Raw genomic sequence first — 23,457 nt, forward strand, 5'->3', positions numbered from 1 at the left:
GCTTATGGATTACTATGACATTGCCGACAAAGCTCTCAAAACAGCTGAAGAGCTAGGAGCCAATGAAGCGGAAATCTATATTTTCTCAGGTAAATCCACCTGTTCGGATATTCGTAAGAATTCTATTGAAAGTGCTCATGACAAACATAGTTTAGGCATCGGAGTACGCTGTATAATAAACGGAGCTGTAGGATTTGCAAGTACCAATCTTTTAGGGGATATTGAGACTACAGTTCAGGATGCAGTAGCAGCAGCAAAGGTAATGCCGGATGATCCTGATTGGATATGTCTTCCTTCAAACAAACAATATAACGATGTGAAGGGCCTTTTCAGTGTTGATGTAGCTGATTTGTCTTTAGGGGACTGTATCCTGAAAACCAAGGAAATGATAGAAGGAGTATCTTCGGTTGATGGAATTCTGGCAACATCCGGTTCATTCTCACGAAGTATAGGATCTCATTTGATAATGAACAGCAATGGAGTTGAAGTTGAAGAAAAATCTACCGCAATCACAGGATTTATTGATGTTATTACAACGGGCAATGAAGTTTCAACTGCATATGATTTTGCCGTTTCAAGGGATCTCGATATAGATTTCTATGGACTTGGTAAAAGGGCTGCAACGCTTGCTTCGGATTCCATCAATGGCATTGAAATAAAAGGTGGAAAAAAGGATGTGGTTTTCCATCCGTTTGCCCTTGCAGACTTAATTGAAAATGCATTTGTACCCTCAATTGATGCTGACAATGTACAAAAGGGTCGTTCCAGCCTTATAGATAAAATTGGGGAAAATATTGCGTCAGATTCACTTTCGATTTATGATGACGGAACTCTTGAAGGGGGGTTGGGATCTTCAATCTCTGATGATGAAGGAGTTCCTTCACAGAAAACCTGTGTAATTGGTAATGGGGTTTTGGAATCTTATCTTTATGACTCGTATACAGCCGGGAAAGCAGGTGTTGAAAGTACTGGTAATGGTATCAGAAACTCCTATGCTTCTCTTCCAAGAGTAGGAACAACAAACCTTTTACTTGATTATGATTGTCCCTCTCCCGATATAATTCCTGAAATAGATGAAGGGGTTTTCATAAATACTGTTATTGGAGCACATACTGCTAATCAAATCTCCGGTGATTTTTCCGTGGAAGCAAGAAATGCTTTTGTAATTGAAAAAGGTGAAATCACTTCGCCTGTGAAGTCATTAATGATTTCGGGCAATATTTTTGATATTTTATCCAGAATACAGGGTGCAGGAAATGATGTCAAAAAGGTGGGTGGAATTGTTCTTCCGTCTATCTGGGCAAGTGAACTAAATGTTGTGGTTTGATAGTATTATTAGTAAGCATTATATAAGAGTCAGAAAACAGTATTATAAACATGTTCAACCTATACTATAATTATCGTTTGAACGAAGTGACTTTAACGATCCAGGTGCAAGTATGACAGAGAATAAAAGGACTAAAATATTAGTCGTGGATGATGAACCCGACAATGTGGAACTTTTAATTGCTTATCTTTCAAACGATTACGATATTATTCCGGCTTATAGCGGGAATGAAGCACTTGGGATGTTGAAAGCAAGTGAAGAAGATCTTCCAGATCTAATCTTAATGGATATTATGCTTAAAGATGATATGGATGGTGTTGAAGCAGCTCGCTACATTCTTCAGAATTACGATATTCCTCTTATTTACATCACTGCTTACGCCGATGATAATATCATGAGAAGAGCAAAACTTACCGAACCTTTCGGTTACATCCTCAAGCCATTCGAAGAGACTGAACTCCGTACCAACATTGAAATTGCTCTCTATAAACATAAAATGGAACAAAAGCTCAAAGCAAGCCAGAAATGGATGGTTGCGATATTAAACAGCATTGCAGATGCCGTCATTGCAACAGACAAAGATGGCAATATAAAGCTCATGAATCCATTTGCTGAGGCTCTTACTGGCTGGAGTCATGAAGAAGCAATGGGTAATCCTCTGACAAGCGTTTTTGTGGTTGAAAGTGATGAGCCGGGGGAAATAGTTGAAAATCCTGTAAAAAAGGTTCTTAGGGAAGGAATGTTCTATGGTCTTGGTAACAAAACAGTGCTGGTTTCCAAAAACAAGGCCCGTGTACCTGTGGATATTATTGGTTCACCAATAAAGAATGAATCAGGTAAGCTTCTTGGGTCCCTGTTTCTTTTTCATGATATCTCCGATCGTAAACGCATTGAAAAGATTATTTGCTCAAGAAAAGGGCCGGATTACTAACCTTGCACTATTTTCTCTTCTTAATAGTCTTTTCATTTATTGTCTTTTTAGTATGAGATATGCACCTGTAAGAGATAATGTACATGCCAATATTCCGATTGTGCTGAGTTTTTCCTCCGCTTCTTCTTCTCCTTCCAAATTTTCTCCAGATTGTGTCTTGTTGATGTCGACCTTTAGATTTTCAGAAAGCTTGTTAACAACAGGAATATGTTTTTCTTCTGAAATTGAAGTTATTGCAAAGGGGGATGCAAGTTTTTTTGTCTTCACTTCGTAAGTTACATACTCACCATCATCTGATATAATTGAAGGCGAATCCAGTATTGTCCATCTGTCATTAGTATACATTGCCATCACAACATCTTCTGCATGGACTCCGTGTTTTGTCAGCCAATCTTTGGACACACGGAAAGTGATTACTGCATTTTCGATGCTGTCTTTAAAGGCCGCATTGCCGGCCCAGATGTTCATGTTGCTGTAAACATCTCCTTCGGGTTTTTCACCTGCAATTGTGGAAGTGTTTTTGAGAACTTCAATAATGATCTTGATCTGTCCAGCATTTCTGTTTGAAGTTAATTGAATGGATTGGATTGCGTTTCCTTTCCCTTTGAACTCATAGGTTGCAGGAGTTCCTTTTTTAAGATACTGGATTGCGAAGTCCTTGAAGAGAATGTTTTCGTAATCTTCGCCGGTAGTTCCTCCCCCTCCACCACCACCGCTTCCACTTGAGCTTTTCTTTGTAGTGGTAGTTGGTGTAGTAACAACGATATATCCGATATATATATCACTGCCATTTTCATTGGTTGCATTGAGAATTACACTGTAGTTCCCTACTTCAGTGAAAATCCAGATCGGTGCACTTTCATTGGAGTCCTCTATGCCATCTTCATCAAAGTCCCATGAAAGATAAGTAGCATTTGTTGAGTTATCCCAAAATTTCACAGCAAGCGGTTTATTGCCTGAAGTCACGTTGGAAGTGAAATTGGCATTTGGAAGTATTAATCCTAAATATGAAGAATTGCTCCAGTTAACGTTTCCGGCAACATCGGTTGCGGATATATTGAGTGGTTGGTTTCCGGCACCAGCTATGATTGTAGCATTCCAGAGGTTGTTTCCTGTATAATTAAGGACATTGTTGTTTGCCATCACAATATTCACACGATGATTATCAGTAACATTAACACTCACATTCATTTCTCTTCCGGCAAATGGTACGCTGTTAGTTACGGAATGTATTACCGGTTTGTCATTATCTGTAAGTGTGGCTGCACTGTCGTTTACCCAAGTCTGGTTGATATTCCCAGCCCTGTCCACAGCAAGGATGCTTATGTTGTGTGTTTCACCAGGATCAAAACCAGTGGCGTTGTAATAGTAATTACTTGTGTTTCCGTTAAAAGTTCCATCAATGTAGATGATAGTGTGGTTCAAATCATCTGGGTTTGTGTGATTCCACGTCCAGTTGATCCATGAATAGCCCCTTGCTGTTTCATTAAGATCTATTACCGATAGAGGAGGGTCGATGTCCAATGCTCCTGAAATAACAAGTGCAAATGGTTGTGGTTCCTCAGTTTGTATATTTGTACCATTAACAGAAATATTATACCAACCGGATTCAGGAGATTCCAGAGAAACCTGTTCGACATTATTTCTTCTGTCAGGTTCACTTCCTCCGTTACCCAAGTAAGTGGAACTTGGACCTATTACTTTGAGATCTAAGTCGTTGTACAGAGCTGGATCAGCTGCTTCTTCTGCGGGATAATCAGTCCATACAAGAGACATTTTCAGCGGATGCCCGCTGCTGATATATTGTTTAGTATACCAAATTTCAGTGTCATTTAAACTTATGTTATCGAAATACAGGATGCTTGCAGGTTCATCTATAAAAAGTGAGTTTTTAAGATCGACCCTACCCCAGCCCTGATCATTTATGTGATTACCCGTATTTACTGCACCATTGATCAATGTAGCTTTTATTAGTGCTGCGGAAGGGTTAATTGATTCATTTTTTACATAATATTGTCTTACAAGTGCGGCTGTACCGGCAGTTAGCGGGGTTGCCATACTTGTTCCGCTACTATAAGCATAGTAATCATCTATTGTTCCCCATGAATAAGTGCTTTTGTTTATGCTTGAGCGTGTAGAAATTATCCAAGTGCCAGGTGCTACAACATCTGGTTTAATCCTTCTATCCACTGTGGGGCCACGGCTACTAAAATAAGCAATATCATCTGGATCATCTGCATCAGATTTTTCAGGACGAAAATTTTCTGATGCTCCTACAGTAAGACAATTTTTGGCAGTGGAAGGTGGAGCTATAGTATTATTTGAAGGACCCTCATTACCTGCAGAAAACAAAATCAGCATATCTGGATGATTCCACATAAAATTATCAACGTCTATTGCTAGATATTCATAAACACCATAATAATGTTCTGATGACAATCCCCAGCTGTTGCTATGTATTCTTGAACCATCATTATATGCCTGTAGAAAAAGTTCAGACAAGTTGTTTATTTCGAGGTAACCAGAAGTCTCATTTCCGATTGCCTGAAAAACAAGTGTTGAATTTGGTGCAGTTCCGCTATACTTTCCATTGGAATGTGACCCATTTCCCAAAGCAGAGCCTGCCACATGTGTGCCGTGTCCGTCATAGTCCTCGGGATTTTCATCTACATAATCATAAATCCTGTAAATCCTTCCTTCCAGATCATCATGCATGGACGAATCATTCACTCCGGTGTCAAGTCCGGTATCAGCAATTCCTATGATTTGTCCGGTACCGTCAAGTCCATGGGTCTCACGCACTGTTGTTACATTCACGTTCATAATGGCTGTCGCTTGATCATTCAAAATCACAGGTTTTAGGTATTCATCGATCCACTCCACATTTTCAATAGCTGCAATGTCGGTAATACATGAAGAATCAACAATTGCACGGATATATTTTCCATTATGATTGACGATTTGTCCATAATTTGTCTCAATTTGTGAGAGTATGTCTGAATTATTATTAGGTTCAAATGAAATTATAATGATTTCTACCAGTCCCGTTTTGGAATGCAGCGAAGGAGCAATTTTGTAGTCTGGAAGGTATGGGCCAATCCATTTCACAAATGAAAGTCTGCTGACATTTGCATAATCACAATCATTAATTTTTGCAAGGTATGCATTGTTTGGGATATAGCCATGCAGGATTGCACCATTTGCTTCGACTGCTTTCTTATATTCTGCAGTCACATGCCCGTCAAACTGAATAAGATAGTATTCACCGCCATGATCATCGGAAGAAGATTGTGCTTTCATTGTAGCAATTGCATTATCTGTATTAATATGTGCATTCTTAAGTAAAATAAGGTTTGATCCATCTGATTTTCCGGAATTTCCTGACTCAGGAGCATGTGCTGTAACCATACTGAAAGTTATTAAAAACAAGATCAAAAGGAGCATTATTCCATTTTTCATATTAAACATGTTTGCCTCTTCTTATTTCCAGCATAAATATGAATCACTTGATATCCAGCAATCCCCTGAAAACTCCATTGAGCCTTTCATATCTGCATGCAATCTTCTTCTCATATTCAACCATGCAAAGAAATCGTTCAATACTGGTTCTTTTCACATAAGATTATTCTGAATCACCTTCTTTTTTTCTGGATTTATATATTTTTCTTCTTATTATCCTTTGTAAAGTTTTTCTTCATCCCTTTTTAGTTTCAATGAAACTACTGTCTACATTAAACCTTTTCAAGTGATGGCATAATTTCTGAGACAAAAATTTCAGGGAAAATGAAAGCAAGTTTTAAGTTTATCCTTGCCAATTCCAACCTTTCCAACCTTTATTTGAGTACTACATATTATTTTTCGCACATACTTGTTTCTGATAAGTTCGTCTCCTTTTCACGTTGCCAAATTCTAATGTGGAGTATGATGTTTTGTCCCGTGTGCTTATTCCCTAAATCAATCAGATGTGGAAGGAGTTTTTTAAGTATTATAAATTTCATTTACAGAGTATAACGTCTAAAGGTCTGGAATTGTAATTATTTTTAAAAGGATAACGTTATTATATTATGGAGAGTCTATTTTAACTAGGTGGAAAACAGGTGGAATGAATTTTGTCACTCGGTATTGAAGGAGATAAAAAAATGGTTGAAAAAACCAAAATGCTCCATGAAGATCTTGTTTGCCCGTCTAAAATGGACAGCATGTCCAATAGCATGTATTACTATGATTCAGATATGAAGTCCATTGGTGGACACAAGAGTTTTTGTACCATTGGATAATCAGGATACAAAGGGTTTTATGGCCCAGGATGAAGCTGAACTTATATATTTGAAGTAACCTTCCATCTTATTCGTTTATTTAGTACAAAATTAGAATTTGTATATCCATCTTTGCCGGAGGTTCTAAATTATGGTCGATAAAAGTGAAAGTGGTAGTGATAAGTCACAGGATAAAGATCCATTGCAGGATTTTTCAGAGATTATCGAGCAGATGATGAACAAGCTGGGCATTGATCTGGGTGATTTATCAGGTGAGTCATTTGTCTATGGATTTTCTATAACTAACCTTTCAGGTGAAGATCCTGAAATACGTGAGCTTGGAAATACCTCTTATGAACATGACTTAAGGGATGGTCCTTACATAGATGTCCAGGCAAATAAATGCAAACCTCTTATTGAGATCAATGAAATCGATAATAATATTTATGTAACAGCTGAGCTTCCGGGTGTGGAAAAAGAGGACATTCGACTTTCAGTTACTGATACATTGGTAAAGATCGATGCAACACGTGGAGTAAATGAGTATTCAGAAACTGTCATCCTCCCTGCAAAAGTGAGTCCGGAATCTGCAAAAGCTTCTTACAGGAATGGAGTATTGGAGATAGTTTTGCTTCGGGTTGCAGAATTGTTGAGATTTGATGTAACAATTGATTGATATTTTATATTTCCTGCAACAATTTACTATTTGTCACACATATAGCAATAGTAAGATATTTCTAAAATAAGATATCATGGTAGTTGATGGTGAAGGATTCTTCCACTGATCAAAACTGTTCGGACTAAATGCGGGAGGACAGGAAGCAATAAGTGTATCTGGAAATATGAATGCCTTTTTCTTCTTAAAACAATGATCCTCGATGTCCTACTCACCTATTTCATTATTTCATGGAAAACTTTTCTCAAAATCAGAGACAAATATTAAGACTTTCTCATTGCTATCCTTACTACAAGGTATCAGAAATTTGATGAAATGATGAGTGTTGAAGTTGATAGGAGTGGACAATTTTTCACAAAATCATTTGAAATTGAGACCTGTTTAAAAGTGTCCATTCACCTTTAGGATATAATTGATATCATATTTTTTTACAAAGAATTGCTTCCTTAGATGTCAAAAACAAGTGGAATTTGCTTGTTCCTTCTAAACCATTTTCAAGAATTTTTCTGAAATTCCAGTAATATTTCGGATCAATACTTCCTCTTAAAAGGGCATTTCCGGCTTTATGTTCTTTTAGTTTTTTATTGATTAAGATAGGATCTGGTTCAACAACATCAACCACTTCATACTGATTTTTAAAAAATGGATGCGAACAATTGGTGTCAGAAATCAGTAGTAATCTCTTACTGTCAATTACATAAGCTTTCAAAGAAGATTTTGTTTTGATGCTATCAATAAGTTCTCCCAACAAACCTGCCTGAAGTATTGCAGGATCGGGTTCGAATGCAAAACGATCTAGTTTTTTTGATTCTTCAACTATGGTTTTGCTTCCTGTGGAGCAGAGCATATCTTCAGAGGGAAGTAGAATAGCAGATATATCACATTTTTTCAAATCACCAAAGTAAAGGTTTAATCTGTTGAGCTTGCCTTTGAATGAAAGGTACTCCTTTTCACATGAAAAAGGTATTCTCTCAGGGGTAAGTTGTGGAGGGACTTCAAATGCAAAATTTGATGCTTTTGAGGAATATGCTTCCATAACTTTGTCAATGGGCGGCTGGAGATTTCTGATATCCCGCCTTTTTTCTGAAGGAGGGCGTGCCGGATCAGAAAATATGATGTCCACTTCAGGTATTTTGTTGATTATTTCTTCTGACAACGCATCTCCACACAAAAATTCCACGTTTGTTATTCCGTATCTGCGGCAGTTTTCCTTTGCATGCTTTATTTTCACGGGGTCAAGATCAATTGCAAAGACTTTTTTGCAATGTTTTGCAAAAGCAATTGTTTGTCCTCCTATGCCACAGCTGATGTCGGCAAGAGTATCAGACTTGAGTCTTTTTGCCCGGTAGTTAGCTACTTCTTCGGGAGTTGCAAATCTTAATCCGGGTTTATCGAAGCTGATTTTCTTACTATATTTTTTCTTTCTTGCCATGTGGTGGGTAAAAAAGGTTCATCTGCTTAAATCTATTATCCTTCATGTGGGTGTTTGTTGCAAAGGGTTTATATAGGTGATAGACGTCATAGCCCTCCTAACTGAGAATATAGTATGTAACATTCATACTTGTCGCAGGTCGGAATAAGAAGTGCAGACACGTGGGATTTAACAGCAACCTGTCACGGGCCAATTCATGGAATGCCCTCATGCATGCGTAATGATGTATGTATGGATGGTGAATGTTTAAATCTTTTCGAGAGAGGCGGCATAAGTATCTGCCTTTGGAACTAGAGTACACGGTTTAACGTGATTGATATCCCTTGTAGAGGGGATATTCAATTGCACTCTTTTAGACGCCTGCGGCTACACTATATAAAAACAAATAAGGAGAAGACAGATGTCAGATACACACAGGCCAAGACGTGGTTCCCTGGCTTTTAGCCCCCGTAAAAGAGCAAAAAGCCACATTCCAAGATTCAGGTCATGGCCAGAATCAGAAGGTGAACCCAAATTACAGGGATTTGCTGGCTATAAGGTGGGTATGACCCATGTGGTCATGGTAGATGATACCAAGAACAGCCTTACCGAAGGAGCTGAGATTTCTGTTCCGGCCACTATACTTGAAACTCCGGCAATTGGGATTGCTGCCATCAGGGCTTACAAACAGTCCTCCTATGGCGAAAAATCAGTAGCTGAAGCATGGGCAAAAGATCTGGATGCAGATCTTCAGAAAGCAATTAAAACTCCCGTTAATTATGATACTGAGAAAGCACTTGAAAAGGTTGCTTCTCTAATCGAATCCGGAGATGTCTCTGATGTACGTGTTATAACTTATACACTTCCATCCTCTATTACCGGTGTTCCAAAGAAGAAGGCAGATGTCATGGAAACCGGAATCAGTGGCAAGGACGTTGCAGCTAAGTTTGAGTACGCAAAATCAATACTTGGTTCCAAAGTACACATCACCGACGTCTTTAATGGCGGAAACATGGTTGATGTAGCTGCAATCACCACTGGTCATGGGACTCAGGGTCCGGTAAAAAGATGGGGTATCCAGCTACAGAAGCATAAACATTCCCGCCAGGGAAGTCTGAGGCAGGTTGGAACTCTTGGTCCATGGTTCCCTGCGCATGTAAGCTGGAGAGTACCTCAAATGGGTCAGATGGGTTACCACCAGAGAACTGAATATAACAAACGCATTTTGAAAATATCTTCGGATGCTGATGAAATTAATCCAGATGGCGGATTTGTGAATTATGGACTTGTTCGTGGAGACTACGTATTGATTAAAGGTAGTGTTCCAGGGCCATCCAAGAGGTTGGTAAGGCTCAGGGAACCTATTAGGTCAAAGGTATCTGGTCTCGGAGATCCGCAGATCCTTCATATCAGCACACAGTCCAGGCAGGGGTGAATTGAATGGTTACAGCAAATATCATCGATCTTTCCGGTAATTCTAAAGGTGAGATCACATTGCCTGCAGTTTTTGAAGAAGCATACAGGCCTGATATAATTAAGAAGGTAGTGCTTTCATACCAGGCAAACAGGTACCAGCCATACGGTCCAAAGATGTATGCAGGTATGGAAACTTCTGCCAGGTCATGGGGTTCAGGAAGGGGTGTTGCTCAGATTCCTCGTCTTGCAAACGGTAGCCGGGCGGCAAGGGTTCCGCAGGCAGTAGGTGGCAGGCGTGCTCATCCTCCAAAACCGGAAACTGACCGCACTGAAAAGATCAATAAAAAAGAGAGAAAGATGGCAATCAGATCTGCGATTGCAGCAACTATCAATGAAGAGCTGGTTAAAGCCCGCGGACACATATTCACAGGAAAATTACCTATTGTTGCAGATAATGCACTTGAAGCAGTTGAAAAGACTCGCGACGTCGTAAGTTTCCTGAGAGCTGCAGGTCTTTACGATGATGTTGTCCGTGCAAAAGAAGGCCGTAAAATCAGGGCTGGCAGAGGCAAACTCAGAGGCAGGAAGTATAAAGGCCGTAAGAGTATCCTTATTGTTGCAGGTTCTCAGAGTTCTATTCTAAAGGCTGCTAACAATCTTCCAGGTGTTGATGTGACAACTGTTGATTTACTGAATGCTGAATTACTGGCACCAGGAACTCATGCAGGCAGACTTACCATCTGGACCGAATCAGCAATATCCAATCTGGAGGGTATGTTCATATGAGTGCCATTAAATATCCATTCATCACAGAGAAAGCTATGATGCATTTGGAAGAGAACAAGTTGCAGTTTGTTGTTGATACCAGAGCAAATAAAAATGAAATCAAAGATGAGGTCACAAAGATGTATGGTTTCACGGTAACCGATGTTTGTACCATGACTACCATGAAAGGTATAAAGAAAGCTCTTGTGACCTTTGAAGAAACAGATGCAGCACACGAAATTGCAACAAGAATTGGTTTAATGTGAGGTGACTAAAAATGGCAAAAAGAATTATTTCCCAGAATAGAGGTCGTGGATCTCCAACCTACAGAGCTCCCTCACACAGGTTCAAAGCTGCTTTGAGACATCCAGCAAAAATAAACGAAGGCACTGTTTCCGCAACAGTTGTAGGCGTCGAGCATGATCCTGCAAGGTCTGCTCCGATTGTAAAAGTAGCCTTTGAAGACGGAAGCGAGAAGTTGATTCTTGCGCCGGAAGGTATTGCAATAGGTGATGTTATTGAATGCGGTGCAGAAGCTGAAATCAAACCAGGCAATGTCCTTCCGCTCTTTAGGATTCCTGAAGGTGTACCTATTTGTAATATCGAGTCAAAACCAAATGATGGTGGATGCTTTGCCAGAGCTTCAGGGACTTATGCGACTCTTGTAGGGCACGAGAAGACTCGTACGTCAATACAGATGCCATCAGGTGAACTGAAATGGTTTAATCCCAAATGCAGAGCTACAATCGGTATTGTAGCAGGTGGCGGTCGTGTAGAGAGGCCTTTCCTTAAGGCAGGTAAAAAATACCACAAACTTAAGACAAGGGCAGCAAAGTATCCAAGAGTTTCCGGTATTGCCATGAACGTTATTGACCACCCATTTGGTGGCGGTAACAGAAAGCACCCCAGTAAACCCACGACAGTAAGCAGGAACGCCCCTCCGGGACGTAAGGTTGGACAGATTGCAGCAAGGAGAACCGGAAAGCGTTAATCTAGAGGTATATATCATGGCAAAGAAATCATCATCAAGGTTACCAAAGAGGAAAGGAGAATATCTCTATAGGGGTAAAACCATAGATCAGCTCAGGGAGCTGTCTATCGAGGAATTCTCCGAACTTTTGCCTGCAAGGCAACGTCGTACAATAAAACGCGGTCTCACTGACGGTCAAAAGCTAATCCTGCAAAAACTCAGGGATGGCAAGGAAATTGTACGTACTCATAACAGGGCAATGATTATTTTCCCTGAAATGGTTGGTAAAAATATCGAAGTATATAATGGAAAAGAATTTGTGAAAATCGACATTCAACCTGAAATGGTTGGACACAGATTCGGCGAATTTGCTCCAACACGCAGTCGTGTTTCCCACGGAAGTGCCGGTGTAGGTGCGACTCGTTCCAGTAAGTTTGTGCCGTTGAAGTAAGGTGATAGGGATGGCAAGGATAAAATATACTATAGATCTTGAACCTGAAACCAGCTCCAAGGCAATGGGCTCCGAGTTGCACATTTCTCCTAAGAAATCACGGGAACTCTGCAAGGCTCTCAAAGGAATGCGTGCTACAGCCGCAAGGAAGTATCTGGAGGACGTAATTCAAATGAAAAGAGCTGTACCTTTTAGAAAACACAACGACAGTCTTGGACACAAGAAAGGTCCAATGGCGGCAGGTCGTTATCCGGTGAAAGTGGCAAAGGAAATTCTCAAACTGCTGACAAACGCAGAGAGCAATGCAGAGTACAAAGGGCTGGATCCTGCTCACATGCACATTGCTCACATTTCTGCAAAGAGAGGTCGTGTAATTCACGGAATGCGTCCAAGAGCCCGTGGCAGAGCTAGTCCCAAGAACACCGAGACTGTGAATATTGAAATAATTCTTAGCGAGGTGCGCTAAAATGGCTGTTGAGAAGAAATTCGTTAAGGAAGGTTATGTAAAGGCTTCACTTAACGAATATTTTGCAAAACAACTTAGTCGGGCAGGTTATGGAGGAATGGAATTAAACCGTACTCCAATGGGTACACAGATTGTTGTGTATTCCGAAAAGCCCGGAATGGTTATTGGTAAGGCTGGAAAAGTTATCCGCAAACTTACCCGTGATATCGACAGGATCTATGAATTGGATAACCCGCAGATTGATGCACAGGAAGTTCGCAGGCCAGAACTGAACGCCCAAATGATGGCTACAAGACTTGCTTCATCAATTGAGCGGGGTTGGTATTTCCGAAAAGCAGGCCACAATGCAATGCGCGCAATTATGAATTCTGGCGCATTAGGTTGTGAAATTATTATTTCCGGAAAGCTGACAGGTGCAAGATCAAGGGTAGAAAAGATGGTTGATGGTTACATCAAACACTCTGGTAAACCTGTTGATGATATTGTAGATGAAGGTTTTGCAGTCGCTATCAAGAAACTTGGTACTCTTGGCTGTAAAGTAAGGATTATTCCTCCAGGGGCAACTCTTCCGGATGCATATGATATAGTGAAAGTTGAACCGGAGGCAGAAGCACCATCAGAGGTTGCAGAATCTCCTGAATCCCAAGGTGTTGAAGATCTTGTAGAAACGGAAGCAACAGGTGAAGTTGCTGAAGCCGAAGATATTGAATCTACTGAGAAAGCTACCGAAGAGCCAGAAATCCCGGCTGTGGAAACTGAAGCTGAAGTTCCTGAAGTGGAAGTACAACCTGAGGAATCTGTTTCAGAAAAGGCTGAAGAAGCGACCCCTGAAGCAGAAGAACCTGAGGAAACTACAACTGAAGAGACTTTGCCAGGTGAACAGCGCAGGGAAGTTGATGGTGTCTGGCAACACAAACATGAAGGGCACAACTACTGGCATCCAATGGCCCGAGTTCATAAGGAGGCATAATTATGGCAATTCTTAAAACAAAAGAAGTCAGAAACATGTCCCCAAACGAGCGCATGGATGAAGTAGAAAAGCTCAGAACTGAGCTGATTCGTGAAAATGCATTGGCGTCCGCTGGTGGAGCACCGGATAATCCGGGACGTATCCGGGAGCTTAAGAAAACTATTGCACGGATCAAGACGATCCAGAAAGAAATGAAGGAGATCTGAATTGGCGCTCACACCGTGGAATCTGATATACAACGAGCTAATTGGGCTTGAAGTAGAGGTCACGGATTCCTCGAATAAATGCGCCATTGGAATACGCGGCAAAGTGGTTGATGAAACAAGAAACATGCTGGTGCTGGAAACCCATACTACGTTTGAAAAAATGATTCCAAAATCCGGCAATACGTTTGTTTTTCATTTACCAGATCCTTCAAATGGCAATATCACGTATGTGGAGGTTAATGGCGACCTCCTTATCTCACAACCCGAGAACAGGACGAAGAACATCATAAAGTCACGCATGAGGTAATAATCATGGCAAAAAATATCGGATTGGATGTTCCAACACCGTCTGAGGAATGCGACGATGCAAACTGTCCATTCCACGGCGAACTTCCGGTAAGAGGTCAGATCCTCACCGGCACAGTCGTCAGTAATAAGATGGAGCGGACGGTGGTTATCCAACAGAAATATGAGAAATTTATCAATAAATATCAGCGATATGAAAAGCGACAATCTAAGATACATGCTCACAATCCACCTTGCATTAATGCAAAGGTAGGCGATGTGGTCACTATCGCAGAATGTCGTCCGTTGAGTAAGACTAAATCATTTGTGGTCGTTGGCACGGAGGGTCAGGCATGAGAGGAATTAGGTCTGCCATCCCACGTGCACTTAACGCTGGCGCAAAAATTGAATGTGTAGATAATACCGGTGCTCGCACCGTTGAAATTATCTCTGTCAAAAAGTACAGGGGTGTCAAGAACAGGCAGCCTTGTGCTGGCATTGGTGATATGTGTGTGGTATCCGTTAAGAAAGGAACTCCTGAGATGAGGAAACAAATCCTTCATGCTGTAGTTGTCAGGCAGAAGAAGGAATTCCGAAGGCCAGATGGTCTTAGGGTTTCATTCGAGGACAATGCAGTAGTTATCACTGATGCAGACGGGATACCCAAAGGAACTGACATTAAGGGTCCAATAGCCCGTGAAGTGGTAGAGCGCTATCCAAAGATAGGCACCACTGCATCCATAATCGTGTGAGGTGTGTAAAAAATGGTTTCAAAGCAGCCAAGAAAACAGCGTAAAGTGCGATACAACGCACCTCTGCATGTGAAACAGAAATATATATCTGCTCCGCTTTCCAAAGATCTGCGTTCAAAATACGGTCGCCGCAGTGCAAGGGTTGCAGTAGGTGATAAGGTAGTTGTTACAAGAGGTGACCACGCTGGTACAAAAGGAGAAGTAGAAGTTGTTTCTCTTAAGAACGGTACGATTGTCGTGGATGGTATATATGTTACAAAAGCTGATGGTACTGAAGTACCAAGGCCATTATACCCATCGAATGTTATAATCACAGAACTGAATCTGGACGATAAGCAGAGAGCAGCAAGGTTATCAAAGAGCAGGTGATCTCAGGTGGGCAAACATCAGAAAAGAATATCTGTTCCACGTAGTTGGCAGATTTCCAAGAAATCCAACAAATGGATCACGGCTACAAGGCCAGGTCCCCATAATAAGAACCAGAGTGTTCCTCTGGCAGTCGTATTGAGGGATATGCTGGGGATAGTTAACAATCGCGCAGAAGCAAAGAGGATTCTCTCGAAAGGAAAAGTACAGGTTGACGGAATTGTCCGTAAGGATCTCAGGTTCCCGGTTGGTCTGATGGATGTAATCAGTATTCCGGAAACTAATGTCTCCTACCGTGTCCTTTTCGATAACAAAGGCAGACTTGTCCTGAAGCAGCTTGATGGTATTGAAAAGATCAAGCTATGCAGGATTAACAATAAGACCTATGTGAAGGGTGGAAAAGTCCAGCTTAACCTCAATGATGGAACTAACATACTTGGTTCAAACGATTACAATACCAAAGATTCAGTTGTTCTCTCCCTTCCAGACAAGGAAATTGTTAAGCATATTGCGTATAAGGAAGGCAATCTGGCAATGATTGTTGGAGGAGGTCACACTGGTGAACTCGGTACAATCAGAGCCATTAACAAGGTAAGCAGTTCCAAGAGCAACAAAGTATCTATTTCAGGAAAATCTGATTTTGATACAATTGAGGATTATGTGTTTGTTGTCGGAGAAACAGAACCGGAGATTAATATTGGCGGTGATGTTGTATGAGTAATCCGATGAAAAATCCCAAAGTTGAGAAAATTGTTGTCCATATGGGAGTTGGTGAAAGCGGTCAGAGGCTTGTTGATGCAGAAGGTATCCTTGAAAGTATTACCAATCAGACTGTTGTCAGAACCCATGCGAAACGTACTCTCCCAGCATTTGGCATTAAGAAAAACGAGCCCATAGGTTGCAAGGTAACACTTCGTGGAAGTTCCGCAGAAGATTTCCTGAAAACATCCCTTGGAATTATCGAGAACAAGTTGAGTGAAAATCAGTTTGACGACAATGGAAATGTATCCTTTGGTATTGAGGAACACACAGATTTCCCTGGAATGAGGTATGATCCTAATATCGGTATATTTGGAATGGACATTAGTGTAATTGTAAACCGTCCAGGATACCGCATTAATAAGAGAAGGGTTGCAAAACGCAAAATTCCTGCCTCCCACAGGATCACAAAAGAAGACAGCATTTCCTTCTTCCGGGATAAATATGCTGTGGAGGTTGAATGATGGTACAAACCAAGAAAAGTTTTGGACGTGGAGCAAACGAATGTAAACGTTGTGGCCGCAAGCAGGGTTTGATACGCAAGTATGGTATCTACCTTTGCAGGCACTGCTTCAGGGAAATCGCCCATGACATGGGCTTTGAAAAGTATACATGAGGTGAATGATTATGGTATTGCTCGACCCACTTGCGGATGCGTTATCAGTTATCAAGAATGCTGAGGCTGTTGGGAAACCGTCCTGCACATTGAAACCCGCATCCAACCTTATTGGAAATGTACTGAAGGTCATGAAGGAAGGGGGATACATCGGAGAGTTCGAATTCGAAGATGATGGAAAAGCTGGTATATACCGCGTAAATTTGATAGGAAATATTAACAAATGCGGTGCTATTAAACCCCGATATTCAGTAGGTGTTAAAGATTTCGAGAGATTGGAAAAACAGTTCCTTCCTGCAAAGAATTTCGGCACACTGATCCTGACAACTTCCATGGGTGTCATGTCCCAGTACGAAGCACGTGAAAAGAACGTTGGCGGCCAATTGCTTTCATTCGTCTACTGAGGAGGAAAGTTACTATGGCTAAAGAGATGAAAAAGGTCATCCCAATTCCTGAAGGGGTAAATGTCTCCTATGAAAATAGGGTATTTACTGCTACAGGCGGGAAAGGAACCAATACAAAGAAGTTGTGGTATCCTGGGATTACAATAACCATAAACGATTCGGAAGTAGTCGTTGATTCCACTTCTACTCGCAAACAGCAGAAAGCGATGGTTGGGACAATTGCATCCCACATAGCCAATCTGATGAAAGGAGTATCTGATGGATATGAATATCGCCTTAAAGTTGTATATTCTCACTTCCCTATGCAACTAAAAGTTGAGGGCGATAAACTGGTGATCAGCAATTTCCTCGGGGAAAAGAACCCGAGATCTGCAAAAATCATCGGGGAAACCAAGGTGAAAACAGGTTCTGACGAAGTTGTGGTTACTGGCATCAACAAGGAAGATGTCGGACAGACTGCTTCTAACATTGAGCAGGTTACAAGGATTAAGAGATTTGATCCCCGTGTTTTCCAGGATGGAGTCTATATAGTTGAGAAGATTTGAATGTAGGTGATCTGAATGGGAACTAACAATGCTGCAAATGCAAGTTCTTCCGGAAGTAGGACTTTCACTGATGAGAAACAGAAAAAACTTTTCAAAGTAAGGAAAGTCCAGAAAGGCAGCAAGCCGACTTTCAGAAGAGCAAATCATCATAAATTCAAGCGTCTGGATTCCAATTGGAGACGTCCCCGTGGTTTACAGGGTAAACAGCGCCGCCACTACAAGGCAAAAGGTGCCATTGCCCAGATTGGCTATGGTAGCCCAAAGGCTGTAAAGGCCCTCCATCCATCCGGTTATGCTGAAGTCCTTGTGTACAATCTGAACGATGTTGATTCGGTGAATGTTGAAGTTGAAGCAATTCGCATTGCTTCTAAAGTAGGCAGACGCAAAAAAGCTCTCATTGAATCAAAAGCTGCAGAACTTGGGATTAAAATCCTGAATCCTTTGAGAGGTGAGTAATTATGTCAAATCTCACCAACCAGAAGAAACTTGCATCTAAGATCCTTGGCTGTGGAATGAATCGTGTATGGCTGGATCCGAATGCTTCTGAGGAAATCGCAGGCGCAATTACTCGTGAGGATATTCGTGGTCTTATAAATGCAGGCCATATAAAAGCTGCTCCAGTCCGTGGGGTAAGCAGAGGTCGTGCAAGGGCAAGGGACGCCAAACGTAAGTATGGACATCGCAAAGGGCACGGTTCCAGAAAGGGACGCAAAGGTGCCAGGAATCCACGCAAAGAGCAGTGGATGAAGAAAATCCGTGCTCTTCGCAGGAGACTTAAGGAAATGCGCGATGAAGGTGAACTTGATAGGTCTACCTATTGTCTTGCATACCGCAAGGCAAAAGGTGGTGTATACAGAAGTGTTGCCCATCTTGAAGCACACCTTGCGATGGATAAAGAGGAATGAGCGCGGAGCTATCAATTATGTATAATATAAATCTGGAGGATTCATAATGGCAACAGGACCCAGATATAAAGTACCTTTCCGAAGGCGAAGGGAGGGAAGGACTGATTATCATCAGCGCCTCAAACTGCTTATTTCAAGGCAAAACCGTTTGGTTATCCGCAGAAGTGCAAAGCATATTCGCATGCAACTTGTGGAGCCTAAACCAGAAGGTGATTATACCCTTGTTTCAGCAATTTCAACAGAATTAAAGAAATATGGATATGAGGGATCCACAGGAAACACCTCTGCTGCATATCTCACAGGTCTTCTTTTTGGTAAGAAGGCTCTTAAGGAAGGATATGAGAGCGGAGTTCTTGATATGGGGCTTTATTCCCCTTCACCCGGTTGTCGTGTCTATGCGGCACTTATGGGTGCAGTGGATGCAGGTTTGGATATACCTCATAATCCATCCGTATTCCCTGATGAAGAAAGGGTACGTGGAGAACACATAGCAGAGCACATGGACATTCCGGGATTCTCGGAAATGTTCGATGCTTCAAAAGAGAAAATCCTTTCGGATTTCAGCTAAGGTGATTATATGACATATCAATATGAAGATGAATGGGTTCCCAAAACAAGGCTTGGAGTACTTGTTTCTGAGGGCCAGATTACTTCAATGGATGAAGCTATTGACTCCGGTCTTCCAATCAGGGAATCCAAAATTGTGGATATTCTCTTACCGGATCTTGAAGACGAAGTCCTCGATATCAATATGGTCCAGAGGATGACTGACTCAGGACGTCGTGTGAAATTCAGGGCTACAGTCATTGTCGGTAATGGTGATGGATATGTAGGTCTTGGACAGGCTAAGGATGTACAGGTCGGTCCGGCTATCAGGAAGGCAATCGAGAACGCAAAGATTAACATTACCAAGGTTCGCCGCGGTTGCGGCTCTTGGGAATGCGGTTGTGGAAAGCCTCATACTGTTCCTTCTGAAGTAAGAGGGAAAGCGGGCAGTGTTATAGTTGAACTAAAACCTGCACCTCGTGGACTTGGGCTTGCAGCTGGTGACACAGCACGTAAAGTGCTTGAGAAAGCAGGAATCAAGGATGTATGGACCAGAACCGAAGGACAGACCAGAACTACCCTTAACTTTGCCAAGGCAACTTACAATGCACTCGTGAATACCAGTACAATCCGTATTCCACAATCCTATGTTGAGGGGGTCTGAAAATGTACGCAGTTGTTAGGGTACGCGGTAGTGTAAATGTAAGGGATTCCATTGCAGATACCCTTTCCATGCTGCGCCTTCACAGGTTAAACCACTGTGTGATTCTGGAAAACAACCCTCACAACAGGGGGATGCTCCAGAAAGTGAAGGACTATGTTGCATATGGAGAGATTGACGCTGAGAATCTTGCACAGATGCTTACAAACCGTGGTAGGCTTGAAGGCGGTGCTCGTCTTACGGATGCATATGTGGTCGAAAATACTGACTTTGATTCAATTAATGCTTTTTCAGAAGCTGTTATTGAAGGAAAAGCAAGTTTGAAAGATATACCCGGTCTTAAACCGGTTTTCAGGTTACATCCACCAAGAAAAGGGCATGCAGGTATTAAGAAAACCTTCCAGCAGGGTGGAATCCTTGGAAACCACGGTAAAGAGATCTCTGTGCTCCTGAATAAAATGAGGTGAACCGTATGAGCAAAACTAAAACCAAAAAGTTCAGAGGCTCTCGTACATGTGGTGGAGGTACTACCAAAAACAGGCGTGGTGCAGGAAACCGTGGTGGACGTGGACGCAGTGGTGGAGTAAAACACCATTATGTCCTTGCGTTAATGGGTGGTTACACTCGCGGCAAACATGGATTCAAGCGTCCGCTTAAATCCATTAACTCGGTTTCTATTGTGAACGTGGGTGAGCTTGATGAACTTGCAGATCAGCTTGTAGAAGATGGATTTGCAAAATATGAAGATGGTGTATATCACATAGATCTTGAGGATCTTGAAATCGAAAAGGTCCTCGGGACAGGTCAGGTCTCAAAGAACATGGTAGTAACTGCCGCCAGCTTCTCCGCTATGGCCCGGGATAAAATTGAAGCTGCAGGTGGCAGTTGTATTGGGATCGATGAGTAATGCCTAAATGGCATTACTCCAATATCCATGCCACTTTAAAAAATTAGTTTACTGGATATTTGACAAAAGGGTGTAGTAATGAGTTTAAGAGAGACTTTTGGGCCGTTTTTTAATAGGCTCCCGGCTGTAGCTGGTCCGGAAGGACATGTTCATTTTAAGAACAAATTGATGTGGACGCTTACAATATTGATACTTTATTTTGCACTTGCTAATGTTCCTCTGTTTGGTCTATCTGAAAGTTCGATTGACCTATTTGAGCAATACCGTGCTTTCTTTGCCGGTGCTTCAGGTTCACTGATGCTTCTGGGTATTGGTCCAATAGTTACTGCATCTATTGTGCTGCAGCTGCTTGTGGGGGCAGACGTTATTAAACTCAATATGTCTGATCCAGCAGATCAGGCTCTCTTTCAGGGAGCACAGAAATTCCTTGTCTTTGTAATGATTGTAGTGGAAGCTCTTCCACAGATTCTTGGTGGATACATCCTGCCGGACCCAAATATTGCTGCTTCGCTGGGAGTTGGACTGGGTGTTGTTACTTTCATTATATTCCTGCAAATTTGCATAGGTGGAGTATTGATTCTCTTCATGGATGAAATTGTTTCCAAGTGGGGTATTGGCTCAGGTGTGGGACTTTTCATCGTTGCAGGAGTTTCACAGCAGATTGTAACAGGTTTAATTAACTGGATTCCTGATTCATCTGGGTTGCCTGTTGGTATAATTCCAAAATGGCTCTACATAGCACAGAATGTGGATGCAGGCTATCTCTTGTCTGCAGATGGCGTATTATTTATGCTTGTTAATGGAGGACTTTTGGCTCTGGTAAGCACTGTAGCTATTTTTCTTATTGTTGTATTTGTAGAGAGTACAAGGATTGAAATTCCCCTTTCACACAGTGCTGTAAAAGGTGCTAGAGGAAGATTCCCTGTAAAGCTGATTTATGCTTCAGTACTTCCAATGATTTTGGTCCGTGCATTGCAGGCTAACATTCAACTGATTGGTTTGCTTCTTGCTGGTCGTGGAATTACTGTACTGGGTGAATATTCAGGTTCCAAACCAGTGAACGGGATAATGTATTACCTTGCACCTATCAATAGTCCTTACGACTGGATTCCTTCTCTTGTAAGAGAAAACTTTGCAAGTTATGGTTATGCAGCCCCTGCAACCTGGCAGATTGGATTACATGTCTTTATGGATGCTTTTATCCTGATTGCTGGGGGTATTATCTTTGCACTCTTCTGGATTGAGACAACAGGCATGGGTGCGAAACCAACAGCGAGAAAAGTTTTTAATTCCGGTATGCAGATCCCCGGGTTTAGAAGAAATGTTGGAAGTATTGAAAAAGTGATGTTGAGATATATTCCGAAAGTAACAGTAATCGGTGGTGCTTTTATAGGCGCTCTTACTCTGATTGCAAGTCTTATGGGTACACTTGGAGGAGCAGGAGGTACTGGTTTGTTGCTTACGGTAAGCATTGTATATCGTCTCTATGAGGACATTGCTTCCGAGCAGCTGATGGAAATGCATCCGATGATGCGTTCGTTCTTCGGACAGGAGTAATGTGAGGCTAAAAAATGAATGTTGTATTATTCGGGCCACCGGGTGCAGGTAAAGGCACCCAGGCCAAGGAACTTTCAAAGCACTATGGTATTCCCCACATTTCAACTGGGGATATCCTTCGTGCAAATGTATCGAAAGGAACCGATCTCGGTAAGAAGGCAGCTGAATATATGAATAAAGGCGAACTTGTTCCCGATGATGTTTTGATCGGTATAATTAAAAACAGGCTTGCTGAACCAGACTGCAAGGCCGGATTCTTGCTAGACGGTTACCCAAGGACTATTCCTCAGGCAGATGCACTTTCTGGCATTTTGAATGATATCAATATGCCTCTTGAAGTGGTACTAAACATTACAGTTCCTGACGAAGAATTAGTTACAAGACTTTCAGGTCGTTACAGCTGTAAATGTGGTGAAAGCTATCATATCAAGTTCAATCCTCCTAAGAAAGCAGGAATTTGTAATGTTTGCGGAGGAGAACTTTATCAGCGTGACGATGATAAGGAAGATGTGATTCGACAGCGTCTTGTTTCATATAAGAAGAATACTCAGCCACTCATTGATTATTATGAGGAAAAGGGCATTCTGGTAAATATCGATGGTACTGGTGGCATTGACGAAGTTTTCGGACAAATTATTAATGTACTGGATCAGTATAAATAATCATATATGAGCGGTGGATGATCGATTTGGTAACAGCACATTTCAAAAAACTGATTGAAAGATTCACTTTGGCTCTCGGAATTTCCCTGATGTTAGGGATTGTGCTGCTTGGTACCGAAGGAAGAGAAGCAATCGGTACTATGGTAGGAAGGCTGATGGATCCTCTTATTTCGTTGGTGGGAGAATCCAATTTCCACATTGTTCTTTTCATCATGGCAGGAATTACTGCTTTGTATGCATCCCTGATCCAGAAATACACCATTGACTGGGAATTGATGCGCAGTACGCAGGAAAAGATGAAAGCTTTCCAGAAAGAATTCCGTGAGGCTCAGCTTTCCCAGAACAATTATATGATCAAGAAACTGGAAGAGGAACGGTCTAAAATGATGGGGGACCAGATGGAAATGTCAAAGCAACAATTTAAGCCAATGGCATACATCAGTATTATTTCTCTTCCCTTGTTCATGTGGGCGTATCATTACATTAATCTCCACGAGGGTGCATCCCTGGTTTTTCCATTCTGGGGTGAGGTGCTTCTTGTTGATACTGTAATCGGTCCAATCCAGCACTGGATATTCTGGTACTTTATAACCTCTCTTGCTATAAGCCAGGTTGTGAGGAAAGCCCTGAATATTGGCGGCGTCTGA

Annotated in this window: 32 protein-coding genes; 30 read left to right on the forward strand and 2 right to left on the reverse strand. The window is 41.7% G+C overall.

The window, feature by feature from the left end:
* Nucleotides 1-4: 4 nt before the first annotated feature.
* Together PWQ49_RS04105 and PWQ49_RS04110 are read left to right on the forward strand one after the other, a co-directional pair.
* On the forward strand, nt 5-1,327 hold the full coding sequence (locus tag PWQ49_RS04105) for a TldD/PmbA family protein (protein ID WP_300608194.1): 1,323 nt from the start codon (nt 5-7) through the stop codon (nt 1,325-1,327).
* 112 nt (nt 1,328-1,439) lie between these two features.
* Nucleotides 1,440-2,258 (forward strand): response regulator, encoded by an 819-nt coding sequence (locus PWQ49_RS04110; protein ID WP_300608197.1) that lies wholly within the window; start codon nt 1,440-1,442, stop codon nt 2,256-2,258.
* Nucleotides 2,259-2,294: 36 nt separating this feature from the next.
* Here the strand turns inward: PWQ49_RS04110 and PWQ49_RS04115 are convergent, their stop codons facing one another.
* Complete coding sequence (locus PWQ49_RS04115) at nt 2,295-5,666, reverse strand: S8 family serine peptidase (protein ID WP_300608200.1); 3,372 nt, start codon at nt 5,664-5,666, stop codon at nt 2,295-2,297.
* A gap of 731 nt (nt 5,667-6,397) precedes the next feature.
* Between PWQ49_RS04115 and PWQ49_RS04120 the strand changes: the two genes are divergently transcribed.
* A complete protein-coding gene (locus PWQ49_RS04120; RefSeq protein ID WP_300608203.1) occupies nt 6,398-6,535 on the forward strand; it encodes a hypothetical protein in 138 nt (45 codons plus the stop codon).
* Nucleotides 6,536-6,665: 130 nt separating this feature from the next.
* Nucleotides 6,666-7,190, forward strand: coding sequence for an Hsp20/alpha crystallin family protein (locus PWQ49_RS04125; RefSeq protein WP_300608206.1), 525 nt, complete (start codon nt 6,666-6,668; stop codon nt 7,188-7,190).
* 418 nt (nt 7,191-7,608) lie between these two features.
* On the opposite strand, the gene PWQ49_RS04130 is transcribed toward PWQ49_RS04125, so the two are convergent.
* Nucleotides 7,609-8,622: a class I SAM-dependent methyltransferase gene (locus tag PWQ49_RS04130; RefSeq protein WP_300608209.1), complete on the reverse strand. Its 1,014-nt coding sequence runs from the start codon at nt 8,620-8,622 to the stop codon at nt 7,609-7,611.
* 400 nt (nt 8,623-9,022) lie between these two features.
* On the opposite strand from PWQ49_RS04130, the gene rpl3p reads away from it, so the two are divergent.
* From rpl3p to PWQ49_RS04260, 26 genes are all read left to right on the forward strand, one after another.
* Nucleotides 9,023-10,036 (forward strand): 50S ribosomal protein L3, encoded by a 1,014-nt coding sequence (rpl3p, locus tag PWQ49_RS04135; RefSeq protein WP_300608211.1) that lies wholly within the window; start codon nt 9,023-9,025, stop codon nt 10,034-10,036.
* 5 nt (nt 10,037-10,041) lie between these two features.
* Nucleotides 10,042-10,803 (forward strand): 50S ribosomal protein L4, encoded by a 762-nt coding sequence (gene rpl4p, locus PWQ49_RS04140; protein ID WP_300608214.1) that lies wholly within the window; start codon nt 10,042-10,044, stop codon nt 10,801-10,803.
* Nucleotides 10,800-11,048, forward strand: coding sequence for a 50S ribosomal protein L23 (locus PWQ49_RS04145; RefSeq protein WP_300608217.1), 249 nt, complete (start codon nt 10,800-10,802; stop codon nt 11,046-11,048). The genes rpl4p and PWQ49_RS04145 overlap by 4 nt, the downstream gene beginning before the upstream one ends.
* 11 nt (nt 11,049-11,059) lie before the next feature.
* Nucleotides 11,060-11,773 carry a 50S ribosomal protein L2 gene (locus PWQ49_RS04150; protein ID WP_300608220.1) on the forward strand — a complete coding sequence of 238 codons (714 nt, stop codon included), beginning with the start codon at nt 11,060-11,062 and terminating at the stop codon, nt 11,771-11,773.
* A gap of 16 nt (nt 11,774-11,789) precedes the next feature.
* On the forward strand, nt 11,790-12,203 hold the full coding sequence (locus PWQ49_RS04155; RefSeq protein WP_300608223.1) for a 30S ribosomal protein S19: 414 nt from the start codon (nt 11,790-11,792) through the stop codon (nt 12,201-12,203).
* 10 nt (nt 12,204-12,213) lie between these two features.
* Nucleotides 12,214-12,669, forward strand: a complete 456-nt coding sequence (locus PWQ49_RS04160; RefSeq protein WP_300608226.1) for a 50S ribosomal protein L22 — start codon at nt 12,214-12,216, stop codon at nt 12,667-12,669.
* Nucleotide 12,670: 1 nt separating this feature from the next.
* On the forward strand, nt 12,671-13,639 hold the full coding sequence (locus tag PWQ49_RS04165; protein ID WP_300608229.1) for a 30S ribosomal protein S3: 969 nt from the start codon (nt 12,671-12,673) through the stop codon (nt 13,637-13,639).
* Between the two features lie 2 nt (nt 13,640-13,641).
* Nucleotides 13,642-13,845 (forward strand): 50S ribosomal protein L29, encoded by a 204-nt coding sequence (rpmC, locus tag PWQ49_RS04170; RefSeq protein ID WP_300608232.1) that lies wholly within the window; start codon nt 13,642-13,644, stop codon nt 13,843-13,845.
* Between the two features lies 1 nt (nt 13,846).
* Nucleotides 13,847-14,152 (forward strand): ribonuclease P protein component 1, encoded by a 306-nt coding sequence (rnp1, locus tag PWQ49_RS04175; RefSeq protein ID WP_300608235.1) that lies wholly within the window; start codon nt 13,847-13,849, stop codon nt 14,150-14,152.
* Nucleotides 14,153-14,157: 5 nt separating this feature from the next.
* A complete protein-coding gene (locus PWQ49_RS04180; RefSeq protein WP_300608237.1) occupies nt 14,158-14,487 on the forward strand; it encodes a 30S ribosomal protein S17 in 330 nt (109 codons plus the stop codon).
* Nucleotides 14,484-14,882 carry a 50S ribosomal protein L14 gene (rpl14p, locus tag PWQ49_RS04185; protein WP_300608239.1) on the forward strand — a complete coding sequence of 133 codons (399 nt, stop codon included), beginning with the start codon at nt 14,484-14,486 and terminating at the stop codon, nt 14,880-14,882. The genes PWQ49_RS04180 and rpl14p overlap by 4 nt, the downstream gene beginning before the upstream one ends.
* 12 nt (nt 14,883-14,894) lie before the next feature.
* Nucleotides 14,895-15,251 (forward strand): 50S ribosomal protein L24, encoded by a 357-nt coding sequence (gene rplX, locus PWQ49_RS04190; RefSeq protein WP_300608242.1) that lies wholly within the window; start codon nt 14,895-14,897, stop codon nt 15,249-15,251.
* A 6-nt stretch (nt 15,252-15,257) separates the two neighbouring features.
* Entirely contained in the window at nt 15,258-15,965 is a 708-nt protein-coding gene (locus PWQ49_RS04195) for a 30S ribosomal protein S4e (RefSeq protein ID WP_300608245.1), read from the forward strand.
* Complete coding sequence (locus tag PWQ49_RS04200) at nt 15,962-16,471, forward strand: 50S ribosomal protein L5 (protein ID WP_300608247.1); 510 nt, start codon at nt 15,962-15,964, stop codon at nt 16,469-16,471. The genes PWQ49_RS04195 and PWQ49_RS04200 overlap by 4 nt, the downstream gene beginning before the upstream one ends.
* The gene (locus PWQ49_RS04205) at nt 16,471-16,623 is read left to right on the forward strand and encodes a 30S ribosomal protein S14 (protein ID WP_209678136.1); all 153 of its coding nucleotides are present in this window, start codon (nt 16,471-16,473) and stop codon (nt 16,621-16,623) included. The genes PWQ49_RS04200 and PWQ49_RS04205 overlap by 1 nt, the downstream gene beginning before the upstream one ends.
* Nucleotides 16,624-16,634: 11 nt before the next feature.
* Complete coding sequence (locus PWQ49_RS04210) at nt 16,635-17,027, forward strand: 30S ribosomal protein S8 (protein WP_300608249.1); 393 nt, start codon at nt 16,635-16,637, stop codon at nt 17,025-17,027.
* 14 nt (nt 17,028-17,041) lie between these two features.
* Complete coding sequence (gene rpl6p / locus PWQ49_RS04215) at nt 17,042-17,572, forward strand: 50S ribosomal protein L6 (RefSeq protein ID WP_300608251.1); 531 nt, start codon at nt 17,042-17,044, stop codon at nt 17,570-17,572.
* A gap of 15 nt (nt 17,573-17,587) precedes the next feature.
* Entirely contained in the window at nt 17,588-18,028 is a 441-nt protein-coding gene (locus PWQ49_RS04220; RefSeq protein ID WP_300608253.1) for a 50S ribosomal protein L32e, read from the forward strand.
* A gap of 2 nt (nt 18,029-18,030) precedes the next feature.
* Nucleotides 18,031-18,477, forward strand: a complete 447-nt coding sequence (locus tag PWQ49_RS04225; RefSeq protein WP_300608255.1) for a 50S ribosomal protein L19e — start codon at nt 18,031-18,033, stop codon at nt 18,475-18,477.
* 46 nt (nt 18,478-18,523) lie between these two features.
* Nucleotides 18,524-19,045: a 50S ribosomal protein L18 gene (locus PWQ49_RS04230; RefSeq protein ID WP_300608257.1), complete on the forward strand. Its 522-nt coding sequence runs from the start codon at nt 18,524-18,526 to the stop codon at nt 19,043-19,045.
* A gap of 9 nt (nt 19,046-19,054) precedes the next feature.
* Nucleotides 19,055-19,687, forward strand: a complete 633-nt coding sequence (locus PWQ49_RS04235) for a 30S ribosomal protein S5 (protein ID WP_300608259.1) — start codon at nt 19,055-19,057, stop codon at nt 19,685-19,687.
* A gap of 2 nt (nt 19,688-19,689) precedes the next feature.
* The gene (locus tag PWQ49_RS04240; protein WP_300608261.1) at nt 19,690-20,151 is read left to right on the forward strand and encodes a 50S ribosomal protein L30; all 462 of its coding nucleotides are present in this window, start codon (nt 19,690-19,692) and stop codon (nt 20,149-20,151) included.
* Nucleotides 20,152-20,156: 5 nt separating this feature from the next.
* Entirely contained in the window at nt 20,157-20,591 is a 435-nt protein-coding gene (locus PWQ49_RS04245; protein WP_300608263.1) for an uL15 family ribosomal protein, read from the forward strand.
* 78 nt (nt 20,592-20,669) lie between these two features.
* Complete coding sequence (secY, locus tag PWQ49_RS04250) at nt 20,670-22,148, forward strand: preprotein translocase subunit SecY (RefSeq protein WP_300608265.1); 1,479 nt, start codon at nt 20,670-20,672, stop codon at nt 22,146-22,148.
* A 14-nt stretch (nt 22,149-22,162) separates the two neighbouring features.
* Nucleotides 22,163-22,810, forward strand: coding sequence for an adenylate kinase (locus PWQ49_RS04255; protein WP_300608268.1), 648 nt, complete (start codon nt 22,163-22,165; stop codon nt 22,808-22,810).
* 26 nt (nt 22,811-22,836) lie between these two features.
* Nucleotides 22,837-23,457 (forward strand): DUF106 domain-containing protein, encoded by a 621-nt coding sequence (locus PWQ49_RS04260; RefSeq protein WP_300608271.1) that lies wholly within the window; start codon nt 22,837-22,839, stop codon nt 23,455-23,457.

This window comes from Methanohalophilus sp., assembly GCF_030156785.1.
GTDB lineage: Archaea > Halobacteriota > Methanosarcinia > Methanosarcinales > Methanosarcinaceae > Methanohalophilus.